Annotated in this window: 20 protein-coding genes and 1 pseudogene; 15 read left to right on the top strand and 6 right to left on the bottom strand. The window is 56.0% G+C overall.

Annotation, left to right across the window (positions count from 1 at the left end; genetic code table 11):
• Positions 1-43: 43 nt before the first annotated feature.
• The 4 genes from AC007G_RS10315 to AC007G_RS10300 all read left to right on the top strand — a co-directional run bounded on the left by AC007G_RS10315 (position 44) and on the right by AC007G_RS10300 (position 4,113).
• Complete coding sequence (locus tag AC007G_RS10315; RefSeq protein WP_032699218.1) at positions 44-748, top strand: IclR family transcriptional regulator; 705 nt, start codon at positions 44-46, stop codon at positions 746-748.
• Between the two features lie 97 nt (positions 749-845).
• On the top strand, positions 846-1,241 hold the full coding sequence (locus tag AC007G_RS10310; protein WP_032686835.1) for a GlcG/HbpS family heme-binding protein: 396 nt from the start codon (positions 846-848) through the stop codon (positions 1,239-1,241).
• Positions 1,238-2,434 carry an MFS transporter gene (locus AC007G_RS10305; RefSeq protein WP_128320019.1) on the top strand — a complete coding sequence of 399 codons (1,197 nt, stop codon included), beginning with the start codon at positions 1,238-1,240 and terminating at the stop codon, positions 2,432-2,434. The genes AC007G_RS10310 and AC007G_RS10305 overlap by 4 nt, the downstream gene beginning before the upstream one ends.
• A 158-nt stretch (positions 2,435-2,592) precedes the next feature.
• Complete coding sequence (locus AC007G_RS10300) at positions 2,593-4,113, top strand: MFS transporter (protein WP_142630819.1); 1,521 nt, start codon at positions 2,593-2,595, stop codon at positions 4,111-4,113.
• Between the two features lie 58 nt (positions 4,114-4,171).
• Here the strand turns inward: AC007G_RS10300 and AC007G_RS10295 are convergent, their stop codons facing one another.
• The 3 genes and pseudogenes from AC007G_RS10295 to AC007G_RS10285 all read right to left on the bottom strand — a co-directional run bounded on the left by AC007G_RS10295 (position 4,172) and on the right by AC007G_RS10285 (position 6,930).
• Positions 4,172-4,957, bottom strand: a complete 786-nt coding sequence (locus tag AC007G_RS10295) for an aldo/keto reductase (protein ID WP_142630820.1) — start codon at positions 4,955-4,957, stop codon at positions 4,172-4,174.
• Positions 4,954-6,132: pseudogene (locus AC007G_RS10290) on the bottom strand (glycerate kinase). Before AC007G_RS10290 ends, AC007G_RS10295 begins: the two are co-directional and overlap by 4 nt.
• Before the next feature lie 18 nt (positions 6,133-6,150).
• Positions 6,151-6,930, bottom strand: coding sequence for a 3-ketoacyl-ACP reductase (locus AC007G_RS10285; protein ID WP_032687312.1), 780 nt, complete (start codon positions 6,928-6,930; stop codon positions 6,151-6,153).
• A 485-nt stretch (positions 6,931-7,415) separates the two neighbouring features.
• On the opposite strand from AC007G_RS10285, the gene AC007G_RS10280 reads away from it, so the two are divergent.
• From AC007G_RS10280 to AC007G_RS10260, 5 genes are all read left to right on the top strand, one after another.
• Entirely contained in the window at positions 7,416-8,531 is a 1,116-nt protein-coding gene (locus tag AC007G_RS10280) for a sugar ABC transporter substrate-binding protein (protein WP_032686830.1), read from the top strand.
• Positions 8,532-8,598: 67 nt separating this feature from the next.
• Positions 8,599-9,564: an ABC transporter permease gene (locus AC007G_RS10275; protein ID WP_049268092.1), complete on the top strand. Its 966-nt coding sequence runs from the start codon at positions 8,599-8,601 to the stop codon at positions 9,562-9,564.
• A 5-nt stretch (positions 9,565-9,569) separates the two neighbouring features.
• Positions 9,570-11,075 carry a sugar ABC transporter ATP-binding protein gene (locus AC007G_RS10270; protein ID WP_046852104.1) on the top strand — a complete coding sequence of 502 codons (1,506 nt, stop codon included), beginning with the start codon at positions 9,570-9,572 and terminating at the stop codon, positions 11,073-11,075.
• A 19-nt stretch (positions 11,076-11,094) separates the two neighbouring features.
• Entirely contained in the window at positions 11,095-12,111 is a 1,017-nt protein-coding gene (locus AC007G_RS10265; protein WP_032686828.1) for an ABC transporter permease, read from the top strand.
• A 12-nt stretch (positions 12,112-12,123) separates the two neighbouring features.
• On the top strand, positions 12,124-13,167 hold the full coding sequence (locus AC007G_RS10260) for a zinc-dependent alcohol dehydrogenase (protein WP_032686827.1): 1,044 nt from the start codon (positions 12,124-12,126) through the stop codon (positions 13,165-13,167).
• Positions 13,168-13,244: 77 nt separating this feature from the next.
• Here AC007G_RS10260 and AC007G_RS10255 read toward each other — a convergent pair whose 3' ends face one another.
• On the bottom strand, positions 13,245-14,273 hold the full coding sequence (locus AC007G_RS10255; RefSeq protein WP_032699210.1) for an aldo/keto reductase: 1,029 nt from the start codon (positions 14,271-14,273) through the stop codon (positions 13,245-13,247).
• A 182-nt stretch (positions 14,274-14,455) separates the two neighbouring features.
• On the opposite strand from AC007G_RS10255, the gene AC007G_RS10250 reads away from it, so the two are divergent.
• Positions 14,456-15,964 carry an acyl CoA:acetate/3-ketoacid CoA transferase gene (locus AC007G_RS10250; RefSeq protein ID WP_142630821.1) on the top strand — a complete coding sequence of 503 codons (1,509 nt, stop codon included), beginning with the start codon at positions 14,456-14,458 and terminating at the stop codon, positions 15,962-15,964.
• A 21-nt stretch (positions 15,965-15,985) separates the two neighbouring features.
• Here the strand turns inward: AC007G_RS10250 and AC007G_RS10245 are convergent, their stop codons facing one another.
• On the bottom strand, positions 15,986-16,630 hold the full coding sequence (locus tag AC007G_RS10245; RefSeq protein ID WP_032686825.1) for a TetR/AcrR family transcriptional regulator: 645 nt from the start codon (positions 16,628-16,630) through the stop codon (positions 15,986-15,988).
• 332 nt (positions 16,631-16,962) lie between these two features.
• Here AC007G_RS10245 and AC007G_RS10240 point away from each other — a divergent pair, with 332 nt between their 5' ends.
• From AC007G_RS10240 to AC007G_RS10220, 5 genes are all read left to right on the top strand, one after another.
• Entirely contained in the window at positions 16,963-18,480 is a 1,518-nt protein-coding gene (locus AC007G_RS10240) for an aldehyde dehydrogenase family protein (RefSeq protein WP_032699209.1), read from the top strand.
• A gap of 20 nt (positions 18,481-18,500) precedes the next feature.
• Positions 18,501-20,087: a GMC family oxidoreductase gene (locus AC007G_RS10235; RefSeq protein WP_046852102.1), complete on the top strand. Its 1,587-nt coding sequence runs from the start codon at positions 18,501-18,503 to the stop codon at positions 20,085-20,087.
• Between the two features lie 111 nt (positions 20,088-20,198).
• The gene (locus tag AC007G_RS10230) at positions 20,199-20,948 is read left to right on the top strand and encodes an electron transfer flavoprotein subunit beta/FixA family protein (protein WP_142630822.1); all 750 of its coding nucleotides are present in this window, start codon (positions 20,199-20,201) and stop codon (positions 20,946-20,948) included.
• 1 nt (position 20,949) lies between these two features.
• Positions 20,950-21,879 (top strand): electron transfer flavoprotein subunit alpha/FixB family protein, encoded by a 930-nt coding sequence (locus tag AC007G_RS10225; RefSeq protein WP_049268084.1) that lies wholly within the window; start codon positions 20,950-20,952, stop codon positions 21,877-21,879.
• Between the two features lie 24 nt (positions 21,880-21,903).
• Complete coding sequence (locus AC007G_RS10220) at positions 21,904-23,565, top strand: electron transfer flavoprotein-ubiquinone oxidoreductase (RefSeq protein WP_172958350.1); 1,662 nt, start codon at positions 21,904-21,906, stop codon at positions 23,563-23,565.
• A 129-nt stretch (positions 23,566-23,694) separates the two neighbouring features.
• On the opposite strand, the gene AC007G_RS10215 is transcribed toward AC007G_RS10220, so the two are convergent.
• Positions 23,695-24,828, bottom strand: a complete 1,134-nt coding sequence (locus AC007G_RS10215) for an acyl-CoA dehydrogenase family protein (RefSeq protein ID WP_032686821.1) — start codon at positions 24,826-24,828, stop codon at positions 23,695-23,697.
• Between the last annotated feature and the right edge of the window lie 275 nt (positions 24,829-25,103).

Below are 25,103 nucleotides of genomic sequence, written 5' to 3'. Positions count from 1 at the left end.
CCCCGCCTTTGAACGTCGGGAGCGGCAACAGAGAGAAACATCGATGATCGATGAAAGTCGTAAAATTCAGTCCGTAGAACGGGCGATGAATCTCCTTGAGATCATCGCTGAGCTGGGTGGCGATGCCCGATTAGTCGATCTGGCCCGCCGGTCGGAACTGCATAAAAGCACGATATACGGGTTGCTGAACACTTTAGCAGCAATGGGGTATATCACCCGTAACGGCACCCGCTACTCGCTGGGTCTACGCTTAAGAACCATTGCTCAGACGCTGATTGATGCCGATCAGGATGTGAAATCCTTTTTCGCCCCCTTGCTACAATACGCGGCGGAGATCAGCGGCGAGGAGTGTTATCTGGCGGTGCCGTGCGGAACGCGCGAATACCTCTACCTGGACGCCATCGATGCTAACGGCCCTCTACCGGTATTCAGCGCGCGTGGTCGCAGAGAAGGCATGACCACCTCAGCCATCGGCAAGGTGCTCCTCGCGGATAAAGCGGAGATTATTCGCAGCCTGCGCCGGGCGGACGTGTTGTCCGCAGAGCTGGAAAAGGAGCTGCAGGCGATTATCCGTCAGGGCTATGCCGTTGATCTCGAAGAAGCCGAATGCGGATTGCACTGCCTGGCGCTACCGCTACGTCAACACGGGAAAATTGTCGCCGCGCTGGGTATTTCCGGCCCCTCTCAGCGCCTGAGCACAGAGCGAATCAGCCATCTCGTCACACAATTGATGCGGTGGAAAGTTTGACATTATCAAACAATAAGCGGATATCTCCCGCCCCTGTTTCTTCACTCCGGTAGTTCTGGAATCATCAAAACACCTGTTAAAACGAGGAGTTTTGAAAATGAAATTAGAGCAACTTTCCCGGGATGTTATTTTACGCGCCTCAACCCTGGCCCGTGAGCGAGGTTTTTCGGTTTCAATTTGCGTCGTCGACGATTCAGGCCTGCTGCGTCAGTTCCTGCGTATGGACGGGGCGGTTGCCGGAACCATTGACGTGTCGATCAAGAAAGCGCGAACCGCCGCCTTGTTCGGCGTCGACAGCATTGACCTTGGCGAACACGCCCAGCCCGGCGGGGCCATCTACAGTCTGGAACACACCAACGGCGGATTAATCAGCTTTGGCGGCGGTGTGGTATTACATGATACGAATGGCGACATCCTGGGCGCCGTCGGTGTCGCTGGCGCCACGGTTGAACAGGATCAGTCTATCGCCCAGGCCGCTGCAGGTGAACGATGAGTCAGAAAACGCCAATACATCCGGGGATTTGGGCCCTGGCGGTGACCTCTTTTGCCATTGGCGTAGCGGAGTTCATTGTTGTCGGGGTTCTTCCGGCCATCGCGCGAGATCTTCACGTCTCTTTGGCCGCGGCGGGTAAACTGGTCGGACTCTATGCGCTCGCGCTGGCGATTGGCACGCCGCTGGCGGTGCTGGGTCTGGCGCGGTTAGCGCGCAAAACGGTGCTGTTGAGTCTGATAACGCTGTTCCTGGCCGGTAATATCCTCTCCTCGCTGGCGGATAGCTACCCGCTGCTGCTGGCAGGCCGGGCCATCACTGCGGTGGCGCACGGCAGTTTCTTTGCCATCGGCGCGACCGTGGCCAGCCGCCTCGCGCCACCGGGGCAAGGCGGACGCGCGATTGCCCTGATGTTTTCCGGCCTGACGTTAGCCATGGTGATCGGCGTGCCGCTAGGCAGCCTGATCGGTAACAGCGTCGGGTGGCGGCTGCCGTTTTACGCTGTCGCCGGGCTGGCCGTGATGGCGTGGGTCGCCACGGCAATCTGGGTACCCCGGCTGGCCGTGCCTGAGGCGGGTAAAACCGTCACGCAACTCGCGGCGTTACTGCGGCCGGAAATTCTGGCCATGATGGCGATAACCATCACCGGCTTTGGCGCCAGCTTTGCCGCGTTCACGTTTATTACGCCGATCCTGACCGACATCAGCGGCTTTTCATCGCAAACCGCGAGTTTGCTGCTGATTATTTTTGGCATCGCCACGCTCATCGGGAATCAACTCGGCGGCAAATTGACGGTGACCCAGGGCTGGACACCCGCATTACGCCGGATGCTATTGCTGCTGGCAGTCACCCTCATGTTACTGGCCGTGGCGTTACCCTGGCGCCTGCCGATGATGGTCCTGTTATTCCTGTGGGGAGTGCTGGCGTTCGGAATGTCGCCGGCTTTTCAGGCCGGCATGCTGAGCACCGCTGAACGCTGGACGCCAAAAGCCGTCGATTTTGCTTCGGCCTTAAATATTGCGGCGTTTAATTTGGGGATAACCCTCGGTGAAACGCTGGGCAGCGCTATCGTGGCGAAGGGGCTGATGGCGATGACGCCCTTAGCCGGAGTACTCCTGGCGACGATAGCTCAGCTTCCGCTGTACTGGTTAAGCACCCGATTGACCCGGGATGTGCGCAGCGCCCATCAGGCGTAGGCCGCTGCTTTTTCCGCGTTCCCCTGCTGCCGGTAACGGCGTGACTGGTGGTTAATGAAATGTGATCCACGATCAAAAGTAACTAACAAGTTGGTTACTTTTGAATATCAGTGAACTATGGTACTGCGAACTCGTTACTCAGATAACAGGCGTATATCATGGCAAGAACAATCACGTTAAAACACTATCTCAGCTACGGCTCAGGGGATTTTTTTGGTATGGGAACGACGGCACTCACCGGTGCCTGGCTGCTGTTTTTTTATACCAACTTCTGTCACCTGAGCGCGGTTGAAGCCGCATCCATTTTCGCCATTGCGCGCGTCTTCGATGCCATCGCCAGCCCATTAATGGGCTATATTACCGACAACTTCGGCCACACTTTTCTGGGGAAAAAGTTTGGTCGCCGCAAATTCTTTATTTTGTCAGGTATCCCCGCCGTCTTTTCCTACTGTTTTATCTGGGTCAGCGATATGGGTTACCTCTATTACCTGTTGACCTATCTTGTCTTCGAACTGGTCTACAGCATGGTTCTGGTGCCGTATGAAACCCTGGTTCCGGAAATGACCGATGACTTCAAAAAGAAGACCCGCTTCTCAGGGGCGAGAATCTCTTTTGCCCAGCTGTCTTACATCATCACGGCCTACCTGCCGGCCCTGTTTTTTAGCTGGTATGGAAAAGATAACCCCCACGCCTTCTTTTATGCCGGACTGGTGATTGCCATCCTCTGCGCCATCGCCCTGACCCTGGTGTATTGCAATACGTGGGAACGAGAGCGCAGCGTTGACCAGCAGGCGCCGCCTGCCGCGTCCGGATCTTTACTCAGGCGTTTTTTCAGCGACGCGCTCTCCACCCTGAAAGTTAAGGCCTTCCGCACCCATCTTGGGATGTACCTCGGCGGGTTTATCGCCCAGGACGTATTTAATGCCGTTTTCACCTACTACGTCATATATGTCCTGTTCCAGACCGCCACCGTCTCCTCCGAATTACTCGGCATCATGTCCATCATGCAGCTGATCGCCGTGCTCTGCATGATCCCACTGTGTATTCACTGGGGGCCAGCCCCGGCCTATCGTCTGGCGGTGGTCTTTTTTGCGCTTGCCTGCCTGACCTACGGTTTTTTATGGCTCGGGGATTTTACCCATCTTGCCGTATTGATGCTGGTCTCGGCGGTGGCGGGCTTCGGTCGCGGCGGCATTAACTATATCCCGTGGAATACCTACACCTATATGGCCGACGTCGACGAGGCGATCACCGGTCTGCGGCGCGAAGGTATTTTCGCCGGCGTCATGACCATGACGCGTAAGGCATCGCAGGCAATAGCGGTGATGCTCGTCGGCGTTCTGCTGCAGCTGGCGCATTTTAATCCCGGGCAGCAGCAGCAGCCGGAGTCGGTGCATTACGTTATCCTGGCCGTACTCAGTCTCGGCACCACGCTGCTACTGATTGCCGGTTACCTGGCGTCACGTCGCTTTACGCTGAATATCAAAACGCATGCGGTACTGCGCGAGGAGTGCGACAGAATGCGCCTCGCCGGCGGGCCATTCGCCCCCGCAAACCCGCAAAACCAGCGTATTCTCGAGGAGATTACCGGTCTGCGTTATCAGGAACTGTGGGGGAATAACTCGATTTCACGTCTTAGCCGCCGGCCGGACGCTGACACGGTCACATGGTCCAAATAAACAATAACGGGGAAGGCGCTACTCGCCTTCCCCGTCAGATAGCGCGTTGTAACCCGGCTTACAAGGTTACAACGCGATAATTGGCACTTTTTAATTCGGCTATCTGCTGCATGTGGATATGGGAGAGGGTGAAATCGAGGATCGCGAAGTTCTCAGCAATTCTCTGCGGATCGGAGGACATGGTATTTGACTGCACGCCCGACTGTAAAATCCAGCGCAAAATAATTTGCGCCGGCGTACGGGCATAATATTCCGCCAGACGGTGAATAAGCCCGTATTTAAGCACTTCCCCCCGGGCTATTGAACAGTATGAGGAGAGCGGGATTTGCGTAGCGACCGCGGCCAGCAATAAGTCGCTTTGATCCAGCAGCGGATGGAACTCCACCTGATTGACAACCAGCGGCGTGGCAATAACTTCACGTGCCCTGACCATCTGCTGGGGAGAGAAATTACTTAAGCCTATACATTGCGTCAGCCCCTGCTGCTGCGCCTGTTCCAGCAAACGCAACGTGGCGCTGAAGTCCTGCTTTGGCGGACTATGCAGCAACAACACATCCACCTGTTCAACATTCAATGCCGCCAGGCTTTGCGCCACCGAAGCCATAAACCGGTCGGCGGGGTAATTCGCCGGCAGCACTTTGGTGGTAATACAAAGTTCGCTGCGAGCGACGGGATGATGACGCAGAACTTGCCCAATCTCCCGTTCATTTTCGTACATCTGCGCGGTATCAATCGCCCGATAGCCCACGTTCAGCGCCTGTTCGAGGGCCGTCATTAATCTCTCTGCGCGCAGTTTATAGGTGCCAAAACCGCGGATAAATTCAGGCCGATAAAGAATATTCATGTTTTTTCCCTCAACGGAGGACGCAGGTGACAACCCGATTGGCTCGCCGCCAGATGCCATAGCGAGGCAATATTGAACGCCGTCGACTCCAGCAGAGCAGCGGCTTCGCGCAGCGCGCGCTCGTAGGAGATAATGCCGGGAACCAGCGAAAACGCCGAATTGAGTCCGATCGCGTACAGCGCTTCATAACCACTGCCGAGCGACCCGGCCAGCGCAATACTTGGGCAACCGTGGGCATGCGCACGGCCGATCACGCCGGCAGGCCCCTTACCGCTGCTGGTCTGGGCGTCAAGCCGCCCTTCGCCGGTAATCACCAGATCGGCCTCGCGCACCTGCTCATCAAAATTCAGCGTGTTAAGCACAAGATCGATGCCGCTGGACATTTCAGCACCCAGTATCCCCTGCAGCGTGGCGCCCATGCCGCCGGCCGCACCGCCGCCCTTGAGGCTGGCGATATCCGTTCCGGAGCGGGCGCTGAGAACGCGGGCGACCCGGGCGAGGTTGTTTTCAATCCTCAGCGCCGTGTGCGCGGTCACCCCTTTTTGCGGACCAAAAACCGCAGTAGCGCCCTGCTAGCCGAGCAGCGTATTGTTCACATCGCAGGCCAGCTGAAGCGTTACCCCGGCTAATCGCGGATCGAGACCGGCGCACTCAATCTCAGTCAGTTCATCGAGTCCCGCAGCGCCCCACGAGACTTCGTCTCCGCTGGCGGTGGTACAGCGACAGCCCAGCGCCTGCAGCATGCCAATCCCGCCCTCATTGGTGGCGCTGCCCCCCAGACCAATAATAATTTTGTCGACGCCTCGGTCCAACGCCGCCTTAATGAGCTCTCCGACCCCATAGCTGGTCGCGATTAGCGGGTCCCGGTCTTGCGGTGCCACCCACTGCAAACCGCAGGCGGCGGCCACTTCAATGACCGCCGTTTTCCCATCCCCCAGCAGGCCAAAAAAACCGTTCACCGGCCTCCCCATCGGCCCGGTGACCGGTACGAAAATCAGCTGCCCGGCGGTGGCATTAATCAGCGCGTCAACCGTGCCTTCGCCGCCATCGGCGATCGGCAGTTTCACATATTGCGCATCAGGCAGCGCTCTGCGCAGACCCCGTTCGATAGCATCCGCCACCGCGCTGGCGGAGAGGCTCTCCTTGAAGGAGTCCGGGGCAATAATTATTTTCATCGCATTTACCTGCTTAAATCAGAAACGGGGAACCAGCATGCCGCCATCGGCGCTAATCACCTGACCGGTTAAATAGGGCATTCCCCCGCTGGCGAGGGTGGTCACGATGGTGCCTATCTGCGCGGGAGTCCCCAGCTCCGGCAACAGGGTTAAGCCTTCATCGACGCGCTGTTGATACATGGCCAGCGAAGGCTGGGTCATTTCGGTGACAATCAGCCCCGGCTGGATATCAAAAACCTGTACTCCGGCCTGCGCGAGACGCGCGGCAAACAATTTCGCCACCATCGCAGCCCCGGCTTTCGACACGCAATACTCTCCACGATTGATAGAGGCCGCGGAGGCGTTCGAAGAAGAGACCACGATCAGGCTGTAGTGCAGTTCTGGCAAGCAGGTGCGGGCGAGCAGGCGTCTGGCAAATGCCTGACAGAGGAAGAACGTAGCGCGGGCGTTAATTGCCTGGCAACGATCGTAGCTTTCCGGCGTCACGTCGAGGAGATCGCCGCGGCTGGTCACCGAGACACCGGCGTTATTCACGAACGTCGTCAACGGCCCGAGCGCATTTTCCGCCCGCGCCAGCATCCTGTCGTGCAGGCTGATATCCGCCACATCCCCGGGGATCGCGACCGCTTTCACCCCCCACCCTTCTAGTCGCGCGACCGATGCCTGTAGCGTGGCGGAATCCTGATAATCATTCAGCGCAATATCAAAACCGGCCTGCGCCAGCTTCGCAGCAATCTCAAAACCAATGCCGCGAGCCCCGCCGGTGATAAACGCAACCTGTCGTGTTTTAACCGTCATTTTTTCGTCCCATTGTTGGTTGAGCATACGCCGAAATCATAGCGACGCCCCTCGCCACTTGTAAATAAATAGTTACTTACAAATATCAAATATGCGATCCAGGTAGACACCGGAGTTGAGGGGCTGATCGCCAACAAAATCTTTGTGACTGATCTCCCAAACGCAAGCAAAACACCGCCCGCAGAGACAGAGCAACAAAATCAATATAAATCATATAGATAATATTCATTCTCTGGCAAAAGACCGGCTCACGGGCACTGACGCATTTGCCAATAACGCATTCATAAATAATCATTAAAAACAAATAATTAGATAATTTCCTGCCAGATAAAAACGCCAGGCAAACGGCCTACCTTCCCCTTCATTGCCAATTACTTTCGTGGATGATATATCCTCAACTTGTAAGTAATTAGTTATTTACATGTTACGTGTTTTATCACCAGAAACGATTCTCCATGTGAACCGAAAAGACAGGAAATATCGCTATGTCATTTATTAAAAAATTCGTTGAAAAAAGCGTGATTAGCCGACGTGAATTCCTGCTGAAAAGCGCCCTTGGCATCGGCGGCATGGCTGCGCTCCCGCTTATCAGCCCACTCTCGAAAGCCATGGCTGCCGAAGGGGGGAATTTCACTCTGGCCTGGGGCTACCGCGATCCTGATAACTCCTATTGGAACGCGATTGCCGCCGGCGGGCAATCTTATGCGAAGAGTCAAAACTCGCCGATGGTGAGTCTGATTAACGGCGGTAATAACGAGAAGGTGCTCTCTGATATCAAAGCCCTGCTCTCGAAAACCGAAGGGAAACTGGCGATCGGCTGCGATCCGAACGATGCCCCTAACGCCCGGGCGGTGGTGACCGCCTGTCAGCAACGCGGGGCGTTTATTACCACCATCTGGAACAAAACCGAGGATCTGCATCCGTGGGATTTTGGCGACAACTACGTCGCCCATATCAGCTGGTCTGATTTCGAACCGGCGCAACAGTGCGCGCAGCTGCTGTTTGACGCGATGGGCAAAAAAGGCGGGATTGTCGGGCTGGGCGGCATCGCCTCTAACGTCCCGGCGATTGAACGCAAAGCGGGGTTGATGCACAAGCTGAAGGAGAATCCGGATATCAAACTGCTGGACTGGCAGGATGCGGACTGGAGTACTTCAAAAGCCAACGACATGATGTCGACGATGCTCACCCGCTTCGGGGATGATATCAAAGGCATTTTCTCCTCCAACGACAGCATGACTCTCGGCATTATTGAGGCGCTGCGCGCTGAAGGCCTCGCAGGGCAGATTCCGATCGTCTCCTACGACGGTACCCCGGATGCCGTTAAGCTGTGCATCAGCGGTGAAATACTCTGCACCGTCAGCACTGATCCCTACTGGGCTGGCGGCATCGCGCTATCCCTGGCGCACCATGCGGCTATCGGCAGCTTCAAACCTTCCGCCGAACCGCATGAGCATCGCGAATTTTATGGCCCGACGATCATGATAACCAAAGACGATGCGCAGAAGTGGTATCAGGAAAATATCGTCAATACGCCGGTAGTCGACTGGAATAATTTCTGGCAGGCGTCGAAAGGCCCCATTCAGTATCGCAAATTATAGTATCCCCCCTTCAGCGGATATTTATTCTCAATGAAGACGTTATACATTCAATGAGTGAAGGTCGAACATGTCATCACATTCCAGCTATAAAGAGTTTTTGCGCAAATGGGCGCCGCTGATGGTGCTACTGCTCCTGTGCACCATCATCAGCGTGATTTATCCCGGCTTTTTATCGGTGCGTAATTTCTCGCGTTTACTGACCGCCAGCGCCGCGCCGTTAATGATCGCCATTGGCGTGACGTTTATCATCATTATGGGTTCGATCGACCTGTCAATTGAAGGCATTATGGCTTTCTGCGGCTCGATGCTGGCCATTATTATGGTGAAACTGGGCGGCTTTAGCGAACTCGGTTATTTAGCCATCCCCGCAGCGATTCTTATTTCGGCCGCCTGCGGGCTCATTAATGGTCTGATTCACGTCAAGCTTAAAATCCCCTCATTTCTGGTCAGTCTGGGGATTGGTTTCAGCTTAATTGGCGTCACCATGGTGATTACCGGCGGCGAACGTATCCCCCTGCCCGACCGGACATTCCGGCTCCTGCTGACCGAGCGCATTTTTGATTTCCCGCTGATGGTCTATCTCGCCGGGGCGGCCCTGCTGTTTGCCTGGTTTATTCAACGCTATACCGCGCTGGGACGTAATTTTTATGCGGTCGGCGGCGGCGAGCATCTGGCCTACGCTTCCGGTCTGTCGGTAAAGCGTATTCGCGTGCTCGGTTTTGCGCTGGCCGGGGTCTTTTACGGACTGGGCGCCGTCTTTGCGGTAGCCCGCCTGGGGTCGGTCGCCAGCAACCTGGGGGACGGTTATACCTTTATCGCCATCACCTCCGTGGTCGTCGGCGGCACCTCCTTAATGGGCGGCAACGGCGGCGTATGGCAAAGCCTGATCGGCGTGCTGATTATCAACGTGATTAACAATGGCATGGTGCTGGTCGGTTTCCCGACCTATATCCAACAGGGCGTTTTAGGTGCGTTAGTTATTATCTCGGTGGCCTTAGTCACTAATCGTAAACGTCTGCAAATAGTGAAGTGACGATTATGCTTGAATTTAAAAATGTTGGTAAATCGTTTCCGGGCGTTCTGGCTTTGCAAAATATCAATCTGCAAATTAATCCCGGAGAAATTGTTGGCTTAGTCGGTGAAAACGGTGCCGGAAAATCAACGCTGATGAAAATTATATACGGCGCCTATCAGCACGATAAAGGCGAAGTACTGATTAATGGTCAGCCGGTGGTATTTCGCTCACCGCGCGATGCCATGATGCAAGGCATCGGGATGGTGTTTCAGGAGCAGTCATTAATTTCCAATCTGAGCGTAATGGAGAATATTTTCCTCGGCTTTGAACAGCCGTTTAAAAAACTTGGAGTGATTAACTGGAAAAAGATGGCGGCGGCAGCCAGAAAACAGCTGGCGAAAGTCAAACTGGATATCGACCCGAAAACAATCACCTCCGAGCTGTCGTTTACCCAACGTCAGCTGGTGGAGCTGGCGAAGGTTTTAACTCTCGAGGAGAGAAGCAGCGGCCATTTAATTATCCTGCTCGATGAGCCGACCTCGGTGTTACCTGCCCAGGAGATCGAGCTGCTGTTTGCGCTGGTCAGAGAGCTGAAAAGCCGGGCCTCTTTCATTTTTGTTTCGCATCGTCTTGATGAGGTGATGACCCTTTCCGACCGCATCTACGTGATGAAGGACGGGCAGGTCATGGATATGCTCACCCGCGACCGGTTTGATGTGGTGAATATTCAGCGTCAGATGGTCGGTCGGGATATCGATGAACGCTATTACCGCGAGCATCGCAAACACGGCATCCATAAAGCGACCACCCTGGTCGAGTTAAAAAATATCTCATTGCCGGGCCATTATCAGAATGTCTCGCTGTCGCTGCACGCTGGCGAAGTGCTGGCGCTGGTTGGCACCGAAGGGGCGGGGACCGAAGAGATCATCCGGACCATCTTCGGTTTGCTGCAGCCCGAGCAGGGAGAAGTGATTCTCAACGGTAGACCGGTCCGCAAATTCAGCCCCACGCACAGCATCGCTGAAGGGGTAGGATATATCCCGCGCGAGCGCAAAATCGAGGGCATCGTCGAAGGGATGTCGGTGGTGGAAAACATCACTCTCGCTAACCTGCAGGACTATTCCCGCGCCGGACTGCTGCAGGTGCATCACGAGCGCCAGCTGGCCAATGAGTGGGTTAAAAAGCTGTCGATAAAAACCGCCAGCATTGATACACAGTGCGGCAAACTCTCCGGCGGCAATCAGCAAAAGGTGGTGCTGTCTAAATGGCGAACCGCCGAGGCGAAAATCATCCTCCTCGACCACCCTACCCGCGGCCTCGATATCGGCGCCAAAGAGGATGTCTACGACCTCGTGCGCGACTTCACCGATGAACAATGCGGCGTGATTTTGATCGCCGATTCTCTGGAGGAGGCCATCGGTCTCGCCCATACCATCGCTATTTTTAAGGACGGCCAGCTGAGATATCAGTTTACCGGCTGTGAAGAGAAGCGTCCGGAGCAATATGAATTATTGCAGCACTTCGTCTAGGTTATTAAGGCAAATCTCCATGAAAATCACCCGTTCTGATTTATTAGCAGTGCCGACAAAAAATAACACCGGCAGCCCGACCCGGCCGCCATTAACCGGGCGTGAAAAAATTACGCGTTATTTACCCATTCTGACTCTGGTGGTATTAGTCGCCCTGGTCAGCCTCTATAACCCGGATTTTCTTAAACCCGACAATATATTCCAGCTGCTGCAGGATGCGTCGACGCTGTTTATTATGGCGATTGGCATGACCTTTGTGATTTATATCGGCGGCATAGATTTATCCGCCCAGTCGATTGCCAGTATGTCGACGGTGGTGCTGGTCATTCTGTTGTCGCAAATTGGCGCGCTGGCGATTCCGCTCACCCTGCTCGTCGGCGCGCTGTTCGGCGCGATCTCCGGCTGGGTGCATACCCGCTTCAAAATATCGTCATTCATTACCACGCTCGCCGTCGGGGGCATTGCCTATGCCACCGGGCAGGTGATATCCGGACAACGCGCGTTTTATATCCCGGGCGATATTCGCAGCCAGACGGTTGGCTGGATGACCAGCACCGTCTTTACGCTGCCGATGGAAATCATTATCGCGGCGGTACTGCTGCTGCTGGCCCTGCTGATGGAAAGACGCACCGCGCTGGGACGCCACATGAAGGCGATTGGTGCCGGTGAATCCGCAGCGCTCGCCAGCGGCGTGAAGGTCATCAAGGTGAAGATTATCACCTTCGCCATTGCCGGGGCGTTCTCCGCCGCCGCCGGGGTGCTGCTGGCAACCCGTCTTTCCGGCGCATCGCCGACCATGGCCGACCAGTTCCTGCTACCGGCCATCGTTGCGGTGCTGCTGGGCGGCACCCCGCTGACCGGGGGCGTGGGCGGCGTATTGAGCACGCTTATCGGCACCCTCATCGTGGCCGTTATTCGTACCAGTATGACTTACCTGAACGTCGAAGCGCAGGCGCAGCAGATCTTCTTCGGCGTGCTGATGATTGTGGCGATCGCGATGACCATCGATCGCGCCAAAATTTCCACCGTTAAATAACCGGAGCGGGCTATGATCCCCAAATTAATGAAGGCCGCGGTGCTGACGGCGCCCAAAACGTTCGAAATTCGCCAGGTTCCGGTCCCCGCCTACGGCGACGACGAGGTACTGATTCGCGTCACCCGCTGTTCAATCTGCGGAACCGATATCCATATCTATAATGGCCATTACTCCCAGGATAAGCTGCCGTTAATTCCCGGCCACGAGTTCAGCGGAGAAATTGTTGCCGTTGGTCGCCAGGTCTCGACGCTGACGCCAGGCCAGCGGGTAGTCGCCGACATCAATATCGGCTGCGGCCACTGCTATTATTGTCGGCGGAACGAACTGCTGAACTGCCCGGAGATCCGCCAGCTCGGCATTCACACCCACGGCGCGTTTGCGCAGTACGTGGCGATTCCGGCCCGCCTGGTGATTCCGCTCGGCGATGAGATTGCGGATAGCGTTGCCTGTCTGACCGAACCGTTCTCCTGCGTGGTGCGCGCCAGTAAAAAAATAGGCCTCAGCGTGGCAGAGTCGGTGGTGGTGATTGGCGCGGGCCCGGTGGGTAACATGCATATTCAGATGGCGCGTTTGCTGGGCGCCGCGCCGATTATTGCCGTAGAGCTGAATCCGCAGCGGGCCGAACTCGCCAGACAGTGCGGAGCGGACAGCGTCATCACCGACCCCGAAGTCGCGCTGGAGCAGATCAAGGCGCTCACGGAGGGACGTGGCGCCGACGTGGTGATCGAAAGCGTCGGTCATCCGGAATTGTATAAACAGGCCCTGACGTTTATGCGCCCCGGTGGACGGCTGCTGGCCTTCGGTTTAACCGATGCGCAAACCGAGATAGCCATTAAACCGCTGGAGATCATTTTAAAAGAACAGAGAATTCAGGGCAGCGTGGCCGGAATGGGAGAAGATATGCACCAGGCGCTGCATCTGCTGAGCCATCAACGTTTTATTACCGCCCCTTTCCGCGAATCCGTCCACCCGCTGGAGGATATTCAGCAGGTTTTCTCCACCCTGCTCGCTCATCCGCAGCACCTGAAAATCCAGCTGCATATTGCCCACGAGTAAGATTTTCGCCACGCGGATAAGACGGCAGAATAAAAAAAGGTGCTCCTGATGAGCACCTTTTTACCTTCCCGCATCGCTCAGATGAGGCGATCGGCCGGCGTTGGCGCCGCTTCATCCAGCAGCCCCTGTTGTTGCAGCGTACGCCAGAAATCATCCGGGATCGGCGCGGCAATCCACTCCAGGCAGTTTTCCAGCTGCGCTACCGTGCGGGTGCCAGGAATAATCGTCGGCACCGCCGGGTGAGCCAGAACAAACTGTAGCGCGGCCGCTGGCAGACTGACGTGATAATCGCGGCAGACGTTTTCAATTTTGCTGACCTTTTGCAAAATCGCCTGGCTGGCCGGGCCATAGTTATATTTCGCGTTCTCAACCGCCCCGGTCGCCAGTATCCCGCTGTTGAATCCCCCGCCGATCACCACCGCCGCATTGCGCTCTTCGCACAGCGGCAGAAACGCTTTTAATGCCTCCTGTTCCAGCAACGTATAGCGCCCGGCCAGCAGGAAACAGTCAAAGTCGGCTTCCTGCAGCGCCGCATGGCACACCTGCCATTCATTGACGCCCATCCCTACCGCTTTAATCACGCCTTCATCGCGCAGCTGCGCCAGCGCGCGCCATGCGCCGTCCATCGCCTGGCGAAAGTAGTGCGGCTGCTGATCCCCGTGGGTATAAAAATCGCAGTCGTGAATAAACGCGATATCGATATGCTCCAGCGCCATGCGCTGCAGACTGTCCTCGATGGATCGCATAGTTGCCGAATAGGAGTAATCAAAGACCGCCTCAAACGGCAGCGGATTGACCCACACCCCGGAATCAATTTCACTGCGTTTTTTCGGCTTCAGCAGACGACCGACCTTAGTGGACAACACATACTCATCGCGGGGATACCAGCGCAAACCGTGGCCAACCCTCGCTTCGCTCAGGCCATGGCCATACAGCGGCGCGGTATCAAAATAGCGCAGACCGTTGTCCCACGCCTGGCGAATCATGTTCTCCGATTCTTGTTCACTGATGGGGCGGAAAATATTGCCAATTGGCGCGGCGCCGTAACCCATTGCCGTGACCTGAATAGCGGTACGGCCAAACGCATTTTTCTGTGATGGATCCATGTCTGTACTCCTGCAGGCTGATGGTTTAATTAACTAACAAGATAGTTATATCAAAACGAATGTTGTGAAAATGTTACCTGGATAACAAAGCGGCATTAATGACGTTGATCCGGCTTTTACTTTCTGCAATTGTAACTAACTAGTTAGTTTATTTTGTACTGAGTTCAACGAGGATAACGAGCATGCATGGCAAACTAAAAAGCGTCGAAGAAGCTGTTGCTTTGATCAAAGACAACTCCACCGTTGCCTTCACCGGCTCCGGCGGCGGCCTGCTGGAGTCTGACTACGTCATGGCGGCCATCGCGATGCGCTACCGCGAAACCGGACACCCGCGCAATCTCACCCTGATTCATGCTTTAGGGATCGGAAACGGCAAAGGATCCGGACTTGGCCGCCTCGCTATACCGGGGCTGGTGAAACGGATCATCGGCGGCCACTGGTCATGGTCTTCCGAGCTACAAAAAATGGCCCGCGACAATCAGATAGAGGCCTACTGTTTACCCACCGGCATCATCATGACGCTGTATCGCGAAAGCGGCGCCGGGCGCCCGGGGGTCATTTCCAGCGTCGGGCTAGGCACTTTTGTCGACCCGTTGATAAGCGGTGGCAAATGCAATGACATCACCTGCGAGGATATCGTTTCGCGTATTGAACTCGACGGTAAAACCTGGCTGCATTACAAACCGTTTAAAGTCGATGTTGCGGTGATTCACGGATCGCAGGCGGACGTCGTGGCGAATATCTCCACCAGCGAAGAGCCCGCGGACCTGGATACTTATGCCGTCGCCTTAGCGGCACACAACAACGGCGGGATGGTTATCGCCCAGGTGAAATCCACCGCGGATGAACACTTTGTCCCGGCCCGTAAGGTCACCGTTCCCGGTGTGATGATCGACCATATCGTTAAGTGCCCGACGCAGTGGCAGAGCTATCTTGCCGAATACGATCCGGCCATCTCCGGACAGGTCGCCCCGCCGGATGAACACCCGCTCGACGCGCCAGCAGAGGGCATTCGCCGCCTGATCTCGGGCCTGGCGGTACGGGAGCTGAAACCGAATATGCGGGTCAATTATGGATTCGGCATCCCCGGTGGGATCTCCGCCATGGCCGACAAATCGCTGGTCGACTCCTGCTGGCAAATGGTGGAACAAGGCATTCACAACGGCCAGCTTCTCGACGGCGCGCTGTTCGGCGCGGCTAAATATCCGCAGGCCATTGTCAGCTCGCTCGATCAGTTCGATCTGTTTAGCGGCGGCGGACTGGATATCACCTTCCTCGGCATGGGCGAGATGGATGCTGAAGGTAACGTCAACGTTTCGCAACTCGGCGACACTATCGTTGGACCGGGCGGCTTTATTGATATTACCTGCGGCGCCAAAAAGGTCGTTTTCTGCGGCACCTTCGAAGCAAAAGGCCTACAGGTGTGCCAGCAGGGCGAGCGTTTACAGATTGAGTCTCATGGGCAAATTCCCAAGCTGGTGCAAAAGGTTCGCCATATCACTTTCAGCGGGCCGGAAGCCATAAAACGCGGGCAGGAAGTGCTGTACGTCACGGAGCGCGCCATTTTCAGGCTAACGGAAGAAGGGGTGGAACTGGCGGCGATTGTCAGCGGGGTTAACCTCGAGCAGGATATTTTGCAGCGTATGCAATTCTGCCCGAAAGTCGATCGCCCCGCGCTGGTTTCTCTCTGAATACATCACGCAATGCGGATATCAGGGCTGCAGTATCCGCATTATCGTTTCGACGTTAAAATCAAGGCGCTGCTGAAGGGAATCAGCATCCATGAAATTGCGATCGAACAGAATGGCGCCGGTATATTTATTATTGAAGTAATAATAGTTGACCGCCGCAATGGTGATCACTAGCTGTTCCGCATCCACGCCCGCCCGGAAAACGCCCTGCTCCACACCGCGCTGCAGAATGCCTTCCATCAGGGTGACCATCGATTTCTGCGCCGACTTGATCGCCACCGATTTTTTCAGGTGTACGGCGCGATGCAGGTTTTCGCTGTTCACCAGCGTCAGAAACTCCGGGTTTTTCAGGTAGTAGTTCCAGGTAAACCTGACCAGCGCTTCAACCGCTTCTTTCGGTTCCAGACTTTCGAGATTTAATTTTTTTTCCGCGGCACGAATATCAAGGTAGGAATCTTCGACAACTTTCTGGAAAAGCTGCTCTTTGCTACCAAAATAGTGATAAATCATACGCTTATTTGATTTTGCCTTTTCAGCGACAACGTCAATGCGTGCGCCGCCGAGTCCCTTTTGCGCGAACTCGCGTTTCGCGGCTTTCAGGATCCGATTTTGTGTCGCAACAGGGTCACGGACCTGTACTGTTTTTTCCGTAGCTGATTTAGTCATTACATCGTTTTGGTTGCGGATCTGGCTGATGATTAACCCTTACTCATTGGCGGAAATCAAGAAAAATTTTTCGCTAATCTCCTTTCTGCTAGCCGCTTAACAATTTCATTACAAGGGCTGGCGTTTCCTTATTCAATCCAAAAACAGCATGCTAATATATGTAACCATATAGTTATATATAAACAACATTATACTTATAAAACATAAAGTTAAAATCAAACACAACCAACCCATCTTGTCGGCATCTAAAAATGCATCGGACAGGATGACAACGATCACTCGCTGGCTCTTACCGACCGGTAAGGAAGGCTATGAACGATGGGAAGAGGACGATGAGTAATACATTTCACCCTGTAGACGTTAACCACCCTTTGCTGCCTGAAAAAGCGCGTGAATTTCAGATGTTCATCAATGGCAAATGGACCACGGGCCACAGCAGCGAAAGTTTTGTCCGTAAAAGCCCGGCCCACGATATTGTCGTTAGCACCTATCCGGCGGGGACCGTTGAAGACGTTGATGAGGCGGTAAAGGCAGCCAGAGACGCCTTTGATTGCGGAAAATGGTCGCGCATTAGCGGCGCGGCGCGTGCGGCGGTATTGCTGAAAACCGCCCAGCTCATTCGCGAGAACCTGGCGGAACTGGCGCTGCTGGAAACGCTGGAAACCGGTAAGCCTGTCGCCCAGTCGCGCGGCGAGATCCAGGGCGCGGCCGATATCTGGGAATATGCCGCCGGCCTGGCGCGCAGCGTCAATGGCGACAGCTTTAATAATCTCGGCGACAACATGCTGGGCCTGGTGACGCGCGAACCCATCGGCGTCGTCGGCGTCATCACGCCGTGGAACTTCCCTTTCTTTATTGGCGCAGAACGCTACCCCTATATTCTGGCCGCCGGCTGTACGCTGGTGGCGAAAGCCGCCGAGATCACATCCGGTACGACTCTGCTGCTGGCCGGCATTCTTAAAGAGGCCGGGCTGCCCGACGGCGTATTTAACGTGGTCACCGGCAGCGGTTCGGTCGTCGGCCAACGGATCACCGAACATGCTGATATCGATATGGTCTCTTTCACCGGATCCACCGCCGTCGGCCAGATGGCGCTGCACGCGTCGGCAAAAAATATCAAACGCCTTGGTCTGGAGCTGGGAGGTAAGAATCCGCAGGTGGTTTTTGCCGATGCCGATATTGACGCCGCGTTGGACGGTACGCTGTTTGGCTTCCTGTTCAATACCGGGCAGTGCTGCGTCAGCGGCAGTCGTTTACTGGTTGAACGTTCTATCCATAAGGATTTCTGCCAGAAGCTGGTTGAACGCGCGCAGAAAGTACGCAGCGGCGATCCGCTGAATGAAAACACCCAGATTGGCGCGATTATTACTGAGAAGCACTACCAGACCGTGCTCGGCTATATCGAACAGGGAAAAAATGAGGGTGCCACCCTGCTCACCGGCGGCAACGCGGTTGCCGCCGGGAATGGGCTGTTTATCGAACCCACCATTTTCGATGATGTGACCCCGGAAATGACCATTTTCCGCGAAGAGATCTTCGGCCCGGTGCTCTGCGTCACCCCGTTCGACAGCTATGAAGAGGCGATCGGCATTGCCAATGACACCTGCTACGGGCTGGCGGCCAGCATCTGGACGTCGAATCTGGATAAAGCGGTCCAGGGCTTCCGCGATCTGAAAGCGGGCAGACTGTGGGTGAATACCACTATCGCCGGCGGCCCTGAGCTCCCTTCCGGCGGCTTTAAACAGTCCGGTATCGGGCGCGAAAGCGGCAGCTATGGTCTGGATGAATATACCGAGATTAAATCCGTACATATCCAGTTGGGCAAGCGCGCTAAATGGCTCGCTGAGTGATGTTGGGGCGAGGATCAGACATGTACGACTACATTATTATTGGCGGCGGTTCGGCGGGCAGCGTCCTTGCGTCGCGCTTAAGCGAAAACGCCGACTGCAAAGTGCTGCTGGTTGAGGCCGGCCCGAAGGACAGTAACCCCTATATCCATTTACCGGTTGGCTTTAGCAAACTCACCGCCGGGCCGCTGACCTGGGGTTATAAAACGGTACCACAGCCCCAGCTCGGCAATCGTGAGCTGCTGTTTGCCCAGGGGCGAGTGCTGGGAGGCGGGAGTTCGATCAACGCCGAAGTGTTCACCCGCGGCACGCCGGCGGACTATGACCGCTGGGCGGCGGAAAAGGGCTGCGACGGTTGGTCATTTGCCGATATTCAGCGCTATTTTATTAAATCCGAAGATAACGACACCTTTTCCGACGCCTGGCACGGCGTCGGCGGCCCGCTCGGGGTCTCCAGTCCAATCGGCGCCAATCTGATGAGCAAAACCTTCAGTAAAGCCTGCCAGCAGGCGGGACTGCCCTATAATCCCGACTTCAACGGCGCGACCCAGGCCGGCTGCGGTCTGTATCAGACCACCACGCGCAACGCCCGTCGCTGTTCTGCGGCGGTGGGCTATCTGAAAGACGCGCGCCAGCGGAGCAATCTCACGATTAAGACCGGCTGCCATATTTCCCGGCTGCTTATCGATAACCAGCGCGCCGTCGGCGTAGAGATCTATCAGGATGGCAAACCGCAACGACTACATGCCAGCCGTGAAGTCATCGTCAGCGCCGGAGCCATTGGTTCTCCGAAACTGCTGCAGCTTTCGGGCATTGGCGCCGCCGATGAGCTGAGTAAAAAAGGCATTCCGGTGGTCGCCGATCTCCCGGGCGTCGGGGAAAACCTGCAGGACCATCTGGGTATCGACCTGATCTTTGAGCTCGGCAACGCGCTGAGCTATGACAAGTACAAGAAGACGCACTGGATGCTGTGGGCCGGGCTGGAGTATCTGCTGTTCCGCAAAGGGCCAGTGTGTTCAAACATCGTCGAAGGCGGCGCGTTCTGGTATGCCGATAAACAGTCCGTCAATCCCGATACGCAAATTCACTTCCTGGCGGGCGCCGGGGTGGAAGCCGGTATCGAACCGGTGCCTTCCGGCTCCGGCGTGACGATTAACAGCTACTTCCTGCGTCCGCGCAGCCGCGGTCGGGTAACATTACGCTCGGCAAACGCCAGCGAGGCTCCGCTTATCGACCCGAACTATCTCAGCGATCCTTACGATCTAAAAATGAGTGTCGAAGGCTGCAAGCTGATGCGCGATATCATGCAACAAAGCGCCTTCTCGCCCTATATTCGCCGCGAGCATATGCCGGGACAGGAGGCGCAAAGCGATAAAGACCTGGAAAACTACATCCGCCAGTTTGCGCGCACCTGCTATCACCCGGTGGGCACCTGCAAAATGGGCGTCGACGAGATGTCGGTGGTCGATACCCAATTGCGCGTTCGCGGTATTGAAGGGCTGCGCGTGGTGGACTCGTCGGTGATGCCCGATCTGGTCAGCTCCAACACCAATGCCCCCACCATTATGATCGCCGAGAAAGCCAGCGATCTGATTATCGCGTCGCACTGATCACAAATTGTCGCCCATGTTCGTTTTCATGGGCAAAAACCGGTTGAATAAATAACTAAATAGTTATTTACTTAAAGCCAGAAAGACATGTCAACATCCCGAGAGGTAACGATGAAAGTTCTCGTCCCCGTAAAACGCGTTGTCGATCATAACGTTAAGATCCGCGTACGAAACGATGGCAGCCAGGTTGATCTGACCAACGCCAAAATGGCGCTCAACCCGTTCTGTGAAATTGCGGTTGAAGAAGCCATTCGCCTGAAAGAGCTCGGCATCGCCAGCGAGATTGTGGTGGTCACCATCGGTGAAGAAGCGGCCCAGGAGCAGCTGCGCAGCGCGCTGGCGATGGGAGCCGACCGCGGATTGCTCATCGCGACCCCTTCGTCCCTCGAACCGCTCAACCTGGCAAAGCTGCTGGCGAAAGTGGTCGAACGGGAGCAGCCGTCGTTAATCCTGATGGGGAAACAGTCCATCGATGGCGACAATAACCAGACCGGACAAATGCTAGCCGCGCTGTGCGGTTATCCGCAGGGAACGTTTGCCGCCGAGCTGCGTATTGAGCATGGTCAGGCGATGGTCACCCGTGAAATTGACGGCGGCCTGCAGACCGTGTCGCTGATGCTGCCGGCGGTGGTCACCACCGACCTGCGCCTTAACCAGCCGCGCTATACCTCCCTGCCCAACATGATGAAAGCCAAAAAGAAACCGCTCAGCATCCTGCCGGTGGAGGAATTTGGTCTTGAGCTACGCCCGCACACGACCTTGTTAAAAGTCGAAACTCCGCCAGTGCGCGAAGCCGGCGTGCGTGTCGGGAGTGTGGATGAACTGTTGAACAAGCTGAAAAACGAAGCGAAGGTGATTTGATATGGCTACTTTACTCCTTGTCGAACATGACAATAACCAGCTCAACGCGGTAACCAGAAACGCGGTCGGCGCCGCCCGGGAGCTGGGTGGCGAGGTGACCCTGCTGGTGGCGGGCGAAAACTGCCGCCCGGTGGCGGAACAGGCGGCGCGCATTGCCGGGGTGGCGAAAGTGCTGCTCGCCGACGATAGCGCCTTTAAACATCAGCTGGCCGAAAACGTCGCCGCACTGATGCTCTCGCTCTGCGGGGATTATAGCCATCTGCTCGCCGTCGCCAGCGCAAACGGGAAAAACATCCTGCCGCGCGTGGCGGCCCTCGCCGACGTCGCGCAAATCTCCGACGTGATTGCGGTGGTCGGCCCCAGGGTCTTCAAACGTCCCATTTATGCGGGCAGCGCAATCGCCACCGTCGAAAGTCTCGACCCGCAGGTGGTCATGACCCTGCGCGCCTCCAGCTTCCCGGCAGCGCAAGAAAGCGAATCCGCCGCGCCGATTGAGCCGGTAGCCGGCGTCGATCGCCAGCCGCTATCCCGCTTTATTCACGAAGAGCTGGCGCAATCCGATCGTCCGCAGCTTGCTACCGCCCGCGTGGTGGTTTCCGGCGGCCGTGCGCTGGGCAGCCGCGAAAACTTTGCCCTGATCGAACAGCTTGCCGACAAACTGCACGGCGCCGTCGGCGCATCGCGCGCGGCGGTCGATGCCGGCATGGTCGCCAACGATCTGCAGGTTGGACAGACCGGTAAAATTGTCGCGCCGGATCTGTATATCGCGGTGGGGATTTCCGGCGCAATTCAGCACCTGGCCGGGATGAGCAATGCCAAAGTCATCGTGGCGATCAACAGTGACGAAGAAGCGCCAATTTTCAAAATCGCCGACTACAGCCTGGTGGGCGATCTGTTTGAGATAGTACCGCAGCTGGTGGCGAAACTGTGATGAGCAAGGGGCAGGCAACTGAAGATGGAGGTTATGGTGGAACGTGAAACGATGGAATTTGACGTCCTCATTGTCGGTGGAGGGCCCGCCGGGCTATCGGCAGCCTGCCGGTTGATGCAAATGGCGCAGCAGGAGCAACGTCAGCTGAGCGTTTGCGTGATTGAAAAAGGGGCTGAAGTTGGCGCGCATATTCTTTCCGGAGCCCTGTTCGAACCCCGGGCGCTCAATGAACTCTTTCCCGACTGGCAGTCGCTCGGCGCACCGCTGAACACCCCCGTGACGCAAGATGAACTCTTGCTGCTGCGCGATGGCGAAAAAGCGTGGAAGATCCCGGCGGCTTTAATCCCTGCCCCAATGCATAACGCGGGCAATTACGTCATTAGCCTGGGGGATTTTTGCCGCTGGCTGGCCCGCCAGGCAGAAGCAATGGGGGTAGATATCTTCCCCGGTTTTGCCGCCGCCAGCATCCTGTATGACGATGCTGGCGCCGTCGCCGGTATCACCACCGGCGATATGGGGATCAATGCCCAGGGAGAAGAAAAACCCGGTTTTACCCCAGGTATGAACCTGCTGGCGAAATATACGCTGTTCGCCGAGGGCTGCCGCGGTCATCTGGGCAAACAGCTGATCGCGAATTATCAACTTGATGCCGGCCGGGATCCGCAGCACTACGCGCTGGGTATTAAAGAGCTGTGGGAGATCGCGCCGGAAAAAAGTCGTCCCGGAGAGGTCATCCACGCTTCCGGCTGGCCGCTTAGCGAAGGTGCGTCGGGGGGGAGTTTTCTGTACCACACCGGGAATAACCAGGTGGTCGTCGGGTTGATTGTCGATCTCAACTACCGTAACCCTTATTTAAGCCCGTTCGATGAGTTTCAGCGCATGAAACACCACCCGGCATTCCGTGCAACCTTAAGCGGCGGAAAACGTCTCTCCTACGGCGCGCGCGCCATAACCAAAGGGGGCATCAACGCGCTGCCCAAAATGCATTTCCCCGGCGGGCTGCTGATTGGCTGCGATGCGGGAACGCTCAATTTCGCTAAAATTAAGGGCAGCCACACGGCGATGAAAAGCGGGATGCTGGCCGCCGAATCGGTCTATCGGGCGCTGAGACAACCCCCCGATGACAAACGGGACCTTGCGGATTTTGCGCAGGCGTTTCATGAATCATGGCTCGGGGAAGAGCTACGCCAGTCACGTAACTTTGGCCCGCTGCTGCACCGCTTTGGTACGCTGGCAGGCGGGGCGCTTAACTATATCGATCAGAACTGGTTTAAAGGCAAGCTACCGTTCACGCTGCATGACCGCAAAGCGGATCACTTACAGCTGCAGACAGCGGAACAAAGCGCCGTCATTCACTATCCCAAACCGGATAACCAGCTGAGCTTTGATAAGCCCTCCTCCGTCTATCTGGCGAACACGGCGCACGATGAAGATCAGCCCTGCCATCTCAAGTTAAAAGACCCCGAGCTGTCGGTACGAGAAACGCTGCCGCGTTTTGCTGAACCGGCGCAGCGTTATTGCCCGGCGGGCGTTTATGAAATCATCACCCTTGCCGGAAAGCCAAAATTACAGATTAATGCGCAAAACTGCGTGCACTGTAAAACCTGCGACATCAAAGATCCTCTGCAGAATATCGTCTGGACGGTGCCCGAAGGGGGCTGCGGCCCCAACTACCCGAATATGTGATCTGTTTTCCGCCCCGGCAGCGCCGGGGTTTTCTGTGCCTGCGTTCTGCCCCCTTCCCACCATATATGCCGGCTACCGGCAAAAAAAAAGCACCCCGTCTGGGGTGCCTGTTCTGTCGGGCAATAGGGATTACGCCAGTAAATTGCGGCCGATAATCATGCGCTGAATCTGGTTAGTCCCTTCATAGATTTGAGTTATCTTGGCATCGCGGTACAGGCGTTCCACCTCCACGCCGCGAATATAGCCGCCGCCGCCAAAAATTTGCACCGCATTGCCGCTGTGCTGCACCGCGACATCGCCGGCAAAGCATTTCGCCATCGAGCAGGCAATCGAAGTATCTGGCGCATCGGTGTCAATTTTATAGGCCGCGCTATGCACCAGCAGGCGAGCAGCCTCGGTGTCTTTGGCGATATCCGCCAGCATAAACTGTACGCCCTGGAAATCAGCAATCGGTTTGCCGAACTGTTCGCGCTGTTTCGCATACGCGATCGCCGCTTCCAGCCCGGCGCGGGCAATGCCGACCGCCAGCGCGCCGATGCCCACCCGACCTTTATTCAGCACGCTCATCATAATGTGGAAGCCGCGGTTTTCCGGCCCCAGCAGCGCCTGTGCCGGCAGCCTGACCTGGTTGAAATGCAGTTCGCCCACCTGTGATGAGCGCTGACCCATTTTATGCTCTTTCGGGCCACGGGAGACACCGTCGCGGGAGCAATCGACAATAAAGATGCTCATACCGCGGTGACCGGCATCTTTATCCGTGCGCGCCAGCACAAAGGCCACATCGGCCACCGGCGCATTATGGATCCACAGCTTACTTCCGTTCAGCACCCAGCCATCCGCAGTACGGGTCGCGGTGGTTTTAATCCCTGAAACATCGGAACCGGCCCCGGCTTCGGTGATGCAGTAGGCCCCTTTCAGCGATGCATTCAGCAGGCCCGGCAGCCACTGGGCGCGTTGCGCATCATCACCGTATTTTGACAACAGCGTTCCCAGCAACTCGACCAGGCCGCACTGATCGGCAATCGAGGCGTAACCGCGCGACAGTTCTTCCATCACCACGGCATAGGCAACCGCATCCAGTCCGACGCCGCCGTACTCTTCCGGAACGGTGATACCGAACAGCCCCAGTTCCCCCATTTGTTGGTAGATCTCCGCGGCAAAACGCTCTTCTCTGTCCAGCTCTTCCGCCTGAGGCCGAATGACCTCGTCGGCAAACTTACGGGTCATCTCGCGGATCTGTTGATGGGTTTCAGTCAAATACATGGTCATCCTCCTGCCAGCTATTAGTCATGCCGTCTGTTTTCCACGACACACGAACACATTAATTAAATAACCAGATAGTTACTACAATGGATGAATATAGTTGTCAATCCTGTTAAATAATTGTTGTTAACTGGGCGACAAATATTGCAATGACAGGCAGCGGTCAGCTCACCATTGGCTGCCCGGCTTATCACTTTAGCCGTGAGTATCTTGACTTTTCTGTGGGCAAAAAGTACACCTATAAGTAACTAAACAGATACTTAAATAAGGAGTCA

This window comes from Klebsiella sp. CSG-1 (genome assembly GCF_056521145.1).
The sequence above is the reverse complement of the archived record's forward strand: the minus strand, read 5'-3'. Positions and strand labels throughout refer to the sequence as shown.

Bases quoted from the DNA above. Each gene is read 5' to 3' on its own strand.
- AC007G_RS10315 (WP_032699218.1), top strand. From the start codon at position 44: ATGATCGATGAAAGTCGTAAAATTCAGTCCGTAGAACGGGCGATGAAT.
- AC007G_RS10310 (WP_032686835.1), top strand. From the start codon at position 846: ATGAAATTAGAGCAACTTTCCCGGGATGTTATTTTACGCGCCTCAACC.
- AC007G_RS10305 (WP_128320019.1), top strand. From the start codon at position 1,238: ATGAGTCAGAAAACGCCAATACATCCGGGGATTTGGGCCCTGGCGGTG.
- AC007G_RS10300 (WP_142630819.1), top strand. From the start codon at position 2,593: ATGGCAAGAACAATCACGTTAAAACACTATCTCAGCTACGGCTCAGGG.
- AC007G_RS10295 (WP_142630820.1), bottom strand. From the start codon at position 4,957: ATGAATATTCTTTATCGGCCTGAATTTATCCGCGGTTTTGGCACCTAT.
- AC007G_RS10285 (WP_032687312.1), bottom strand. From the start codon at position 6,930: ATGACGGTTAAAACACGACAGGTTGCGTTTATCACCGGCGGGGCTCGC.
- AC007G_RS10280 (WP_032686830.1), top strand. From the start codon at position 7,416: ATGTCATTTATTAAAAAATTCGTTGAAAAAAGCGTGATTAGCCGACGT.
- AC007G_RS10275 (WP_049268092.1), top strand. From the start codon at position 8,599: ATGTCATCACATTCCAGCTATAAAGAGTTTTTGCGCAAATGGGCGCCG.
- AC007G_RS10270 (WP_046852104.1), top strand. From the start codon at position 9,570: ATGCTTGAATTTAAAAATGTTGGTAAATCGTTTCCGGGCGTTCTGGCT.
- AC007G_RS10265 (WP_032686828.1), top strand. From the start codon at position 11,095: ATGAAAATCACCCGTTCTGATTTATTAGCAGTGCCGACAAAAAATAAC.
- AC007G_RS10260 (WP_032686827.1), top strand. From the start codon at position 12,124: ATGATCCCCAAATTAATGAAGGCCGCGGTGCTGACGGCGCCCAAAACG.
- AC007G_RS10255 (WP_032699210.1), bottom strand. From the start codon at position 14,273: ATGGATCCATCACAGAAAAATGCGTTTGGCCGTACCGCTATTCAGGTC.
- AC007G_RS10250 (WP_142630821.1), top strand. From the start codon at position 14,456: ATGCATGGCAAACTAAAAAGCGTCGAAGAAGCTGTTGCTTTGATCAAA.
- AC007G_RS10245 (WP_032686825.1), bottom strand. From the start codon at position 16,630: ATGACTAAATCAGCTACGGAAAAAACAGTACAGGTCCGTGACCCTGTT.
- AC007G_RS10240 (WP_032699209.1), top strand. From the start codon at position 16,963: ATGAGTAATACATTTCACCCTGTAGACGTTAACCACCCTTTGCTGCCT.
- AC007G_RS10235 (WP_046852102.1), top strand. From the start codon at position 18,501: ATGTACGACTACATTATTATTGGCGGCGGTTCGGCGGGCAGCGTCCTT.
- AC007G_RS10230 (WP_142630822.1), top strand. From the start codon at position 20,199: ATGAAAGTTCTCGTCCCCGTAAAACGCGTTGTCGATCATAACGTTAAG.
- AC007G_RS10225 (WP_049268084.1), top strand. From the start codon at position 20,950: ATGGCTACTTTACTCCTTGTCGAACATGACAATAACCAGCTCAACGCG.
- AC007G_RS10220 (WP_172958350.1), top strand. From the start codon at position 21,904: ATGGAGGTTATGGTGGAACGTGAAACGATGGAATTTGACGTCCTCATT.
- AC007G_RS10215 (WP_032686821.1), bottom strand. From the start codon at position 24,828: ATGTATTTGACTGAAACCCATCAACAGATCCGCGAGATGACCCGTAAG.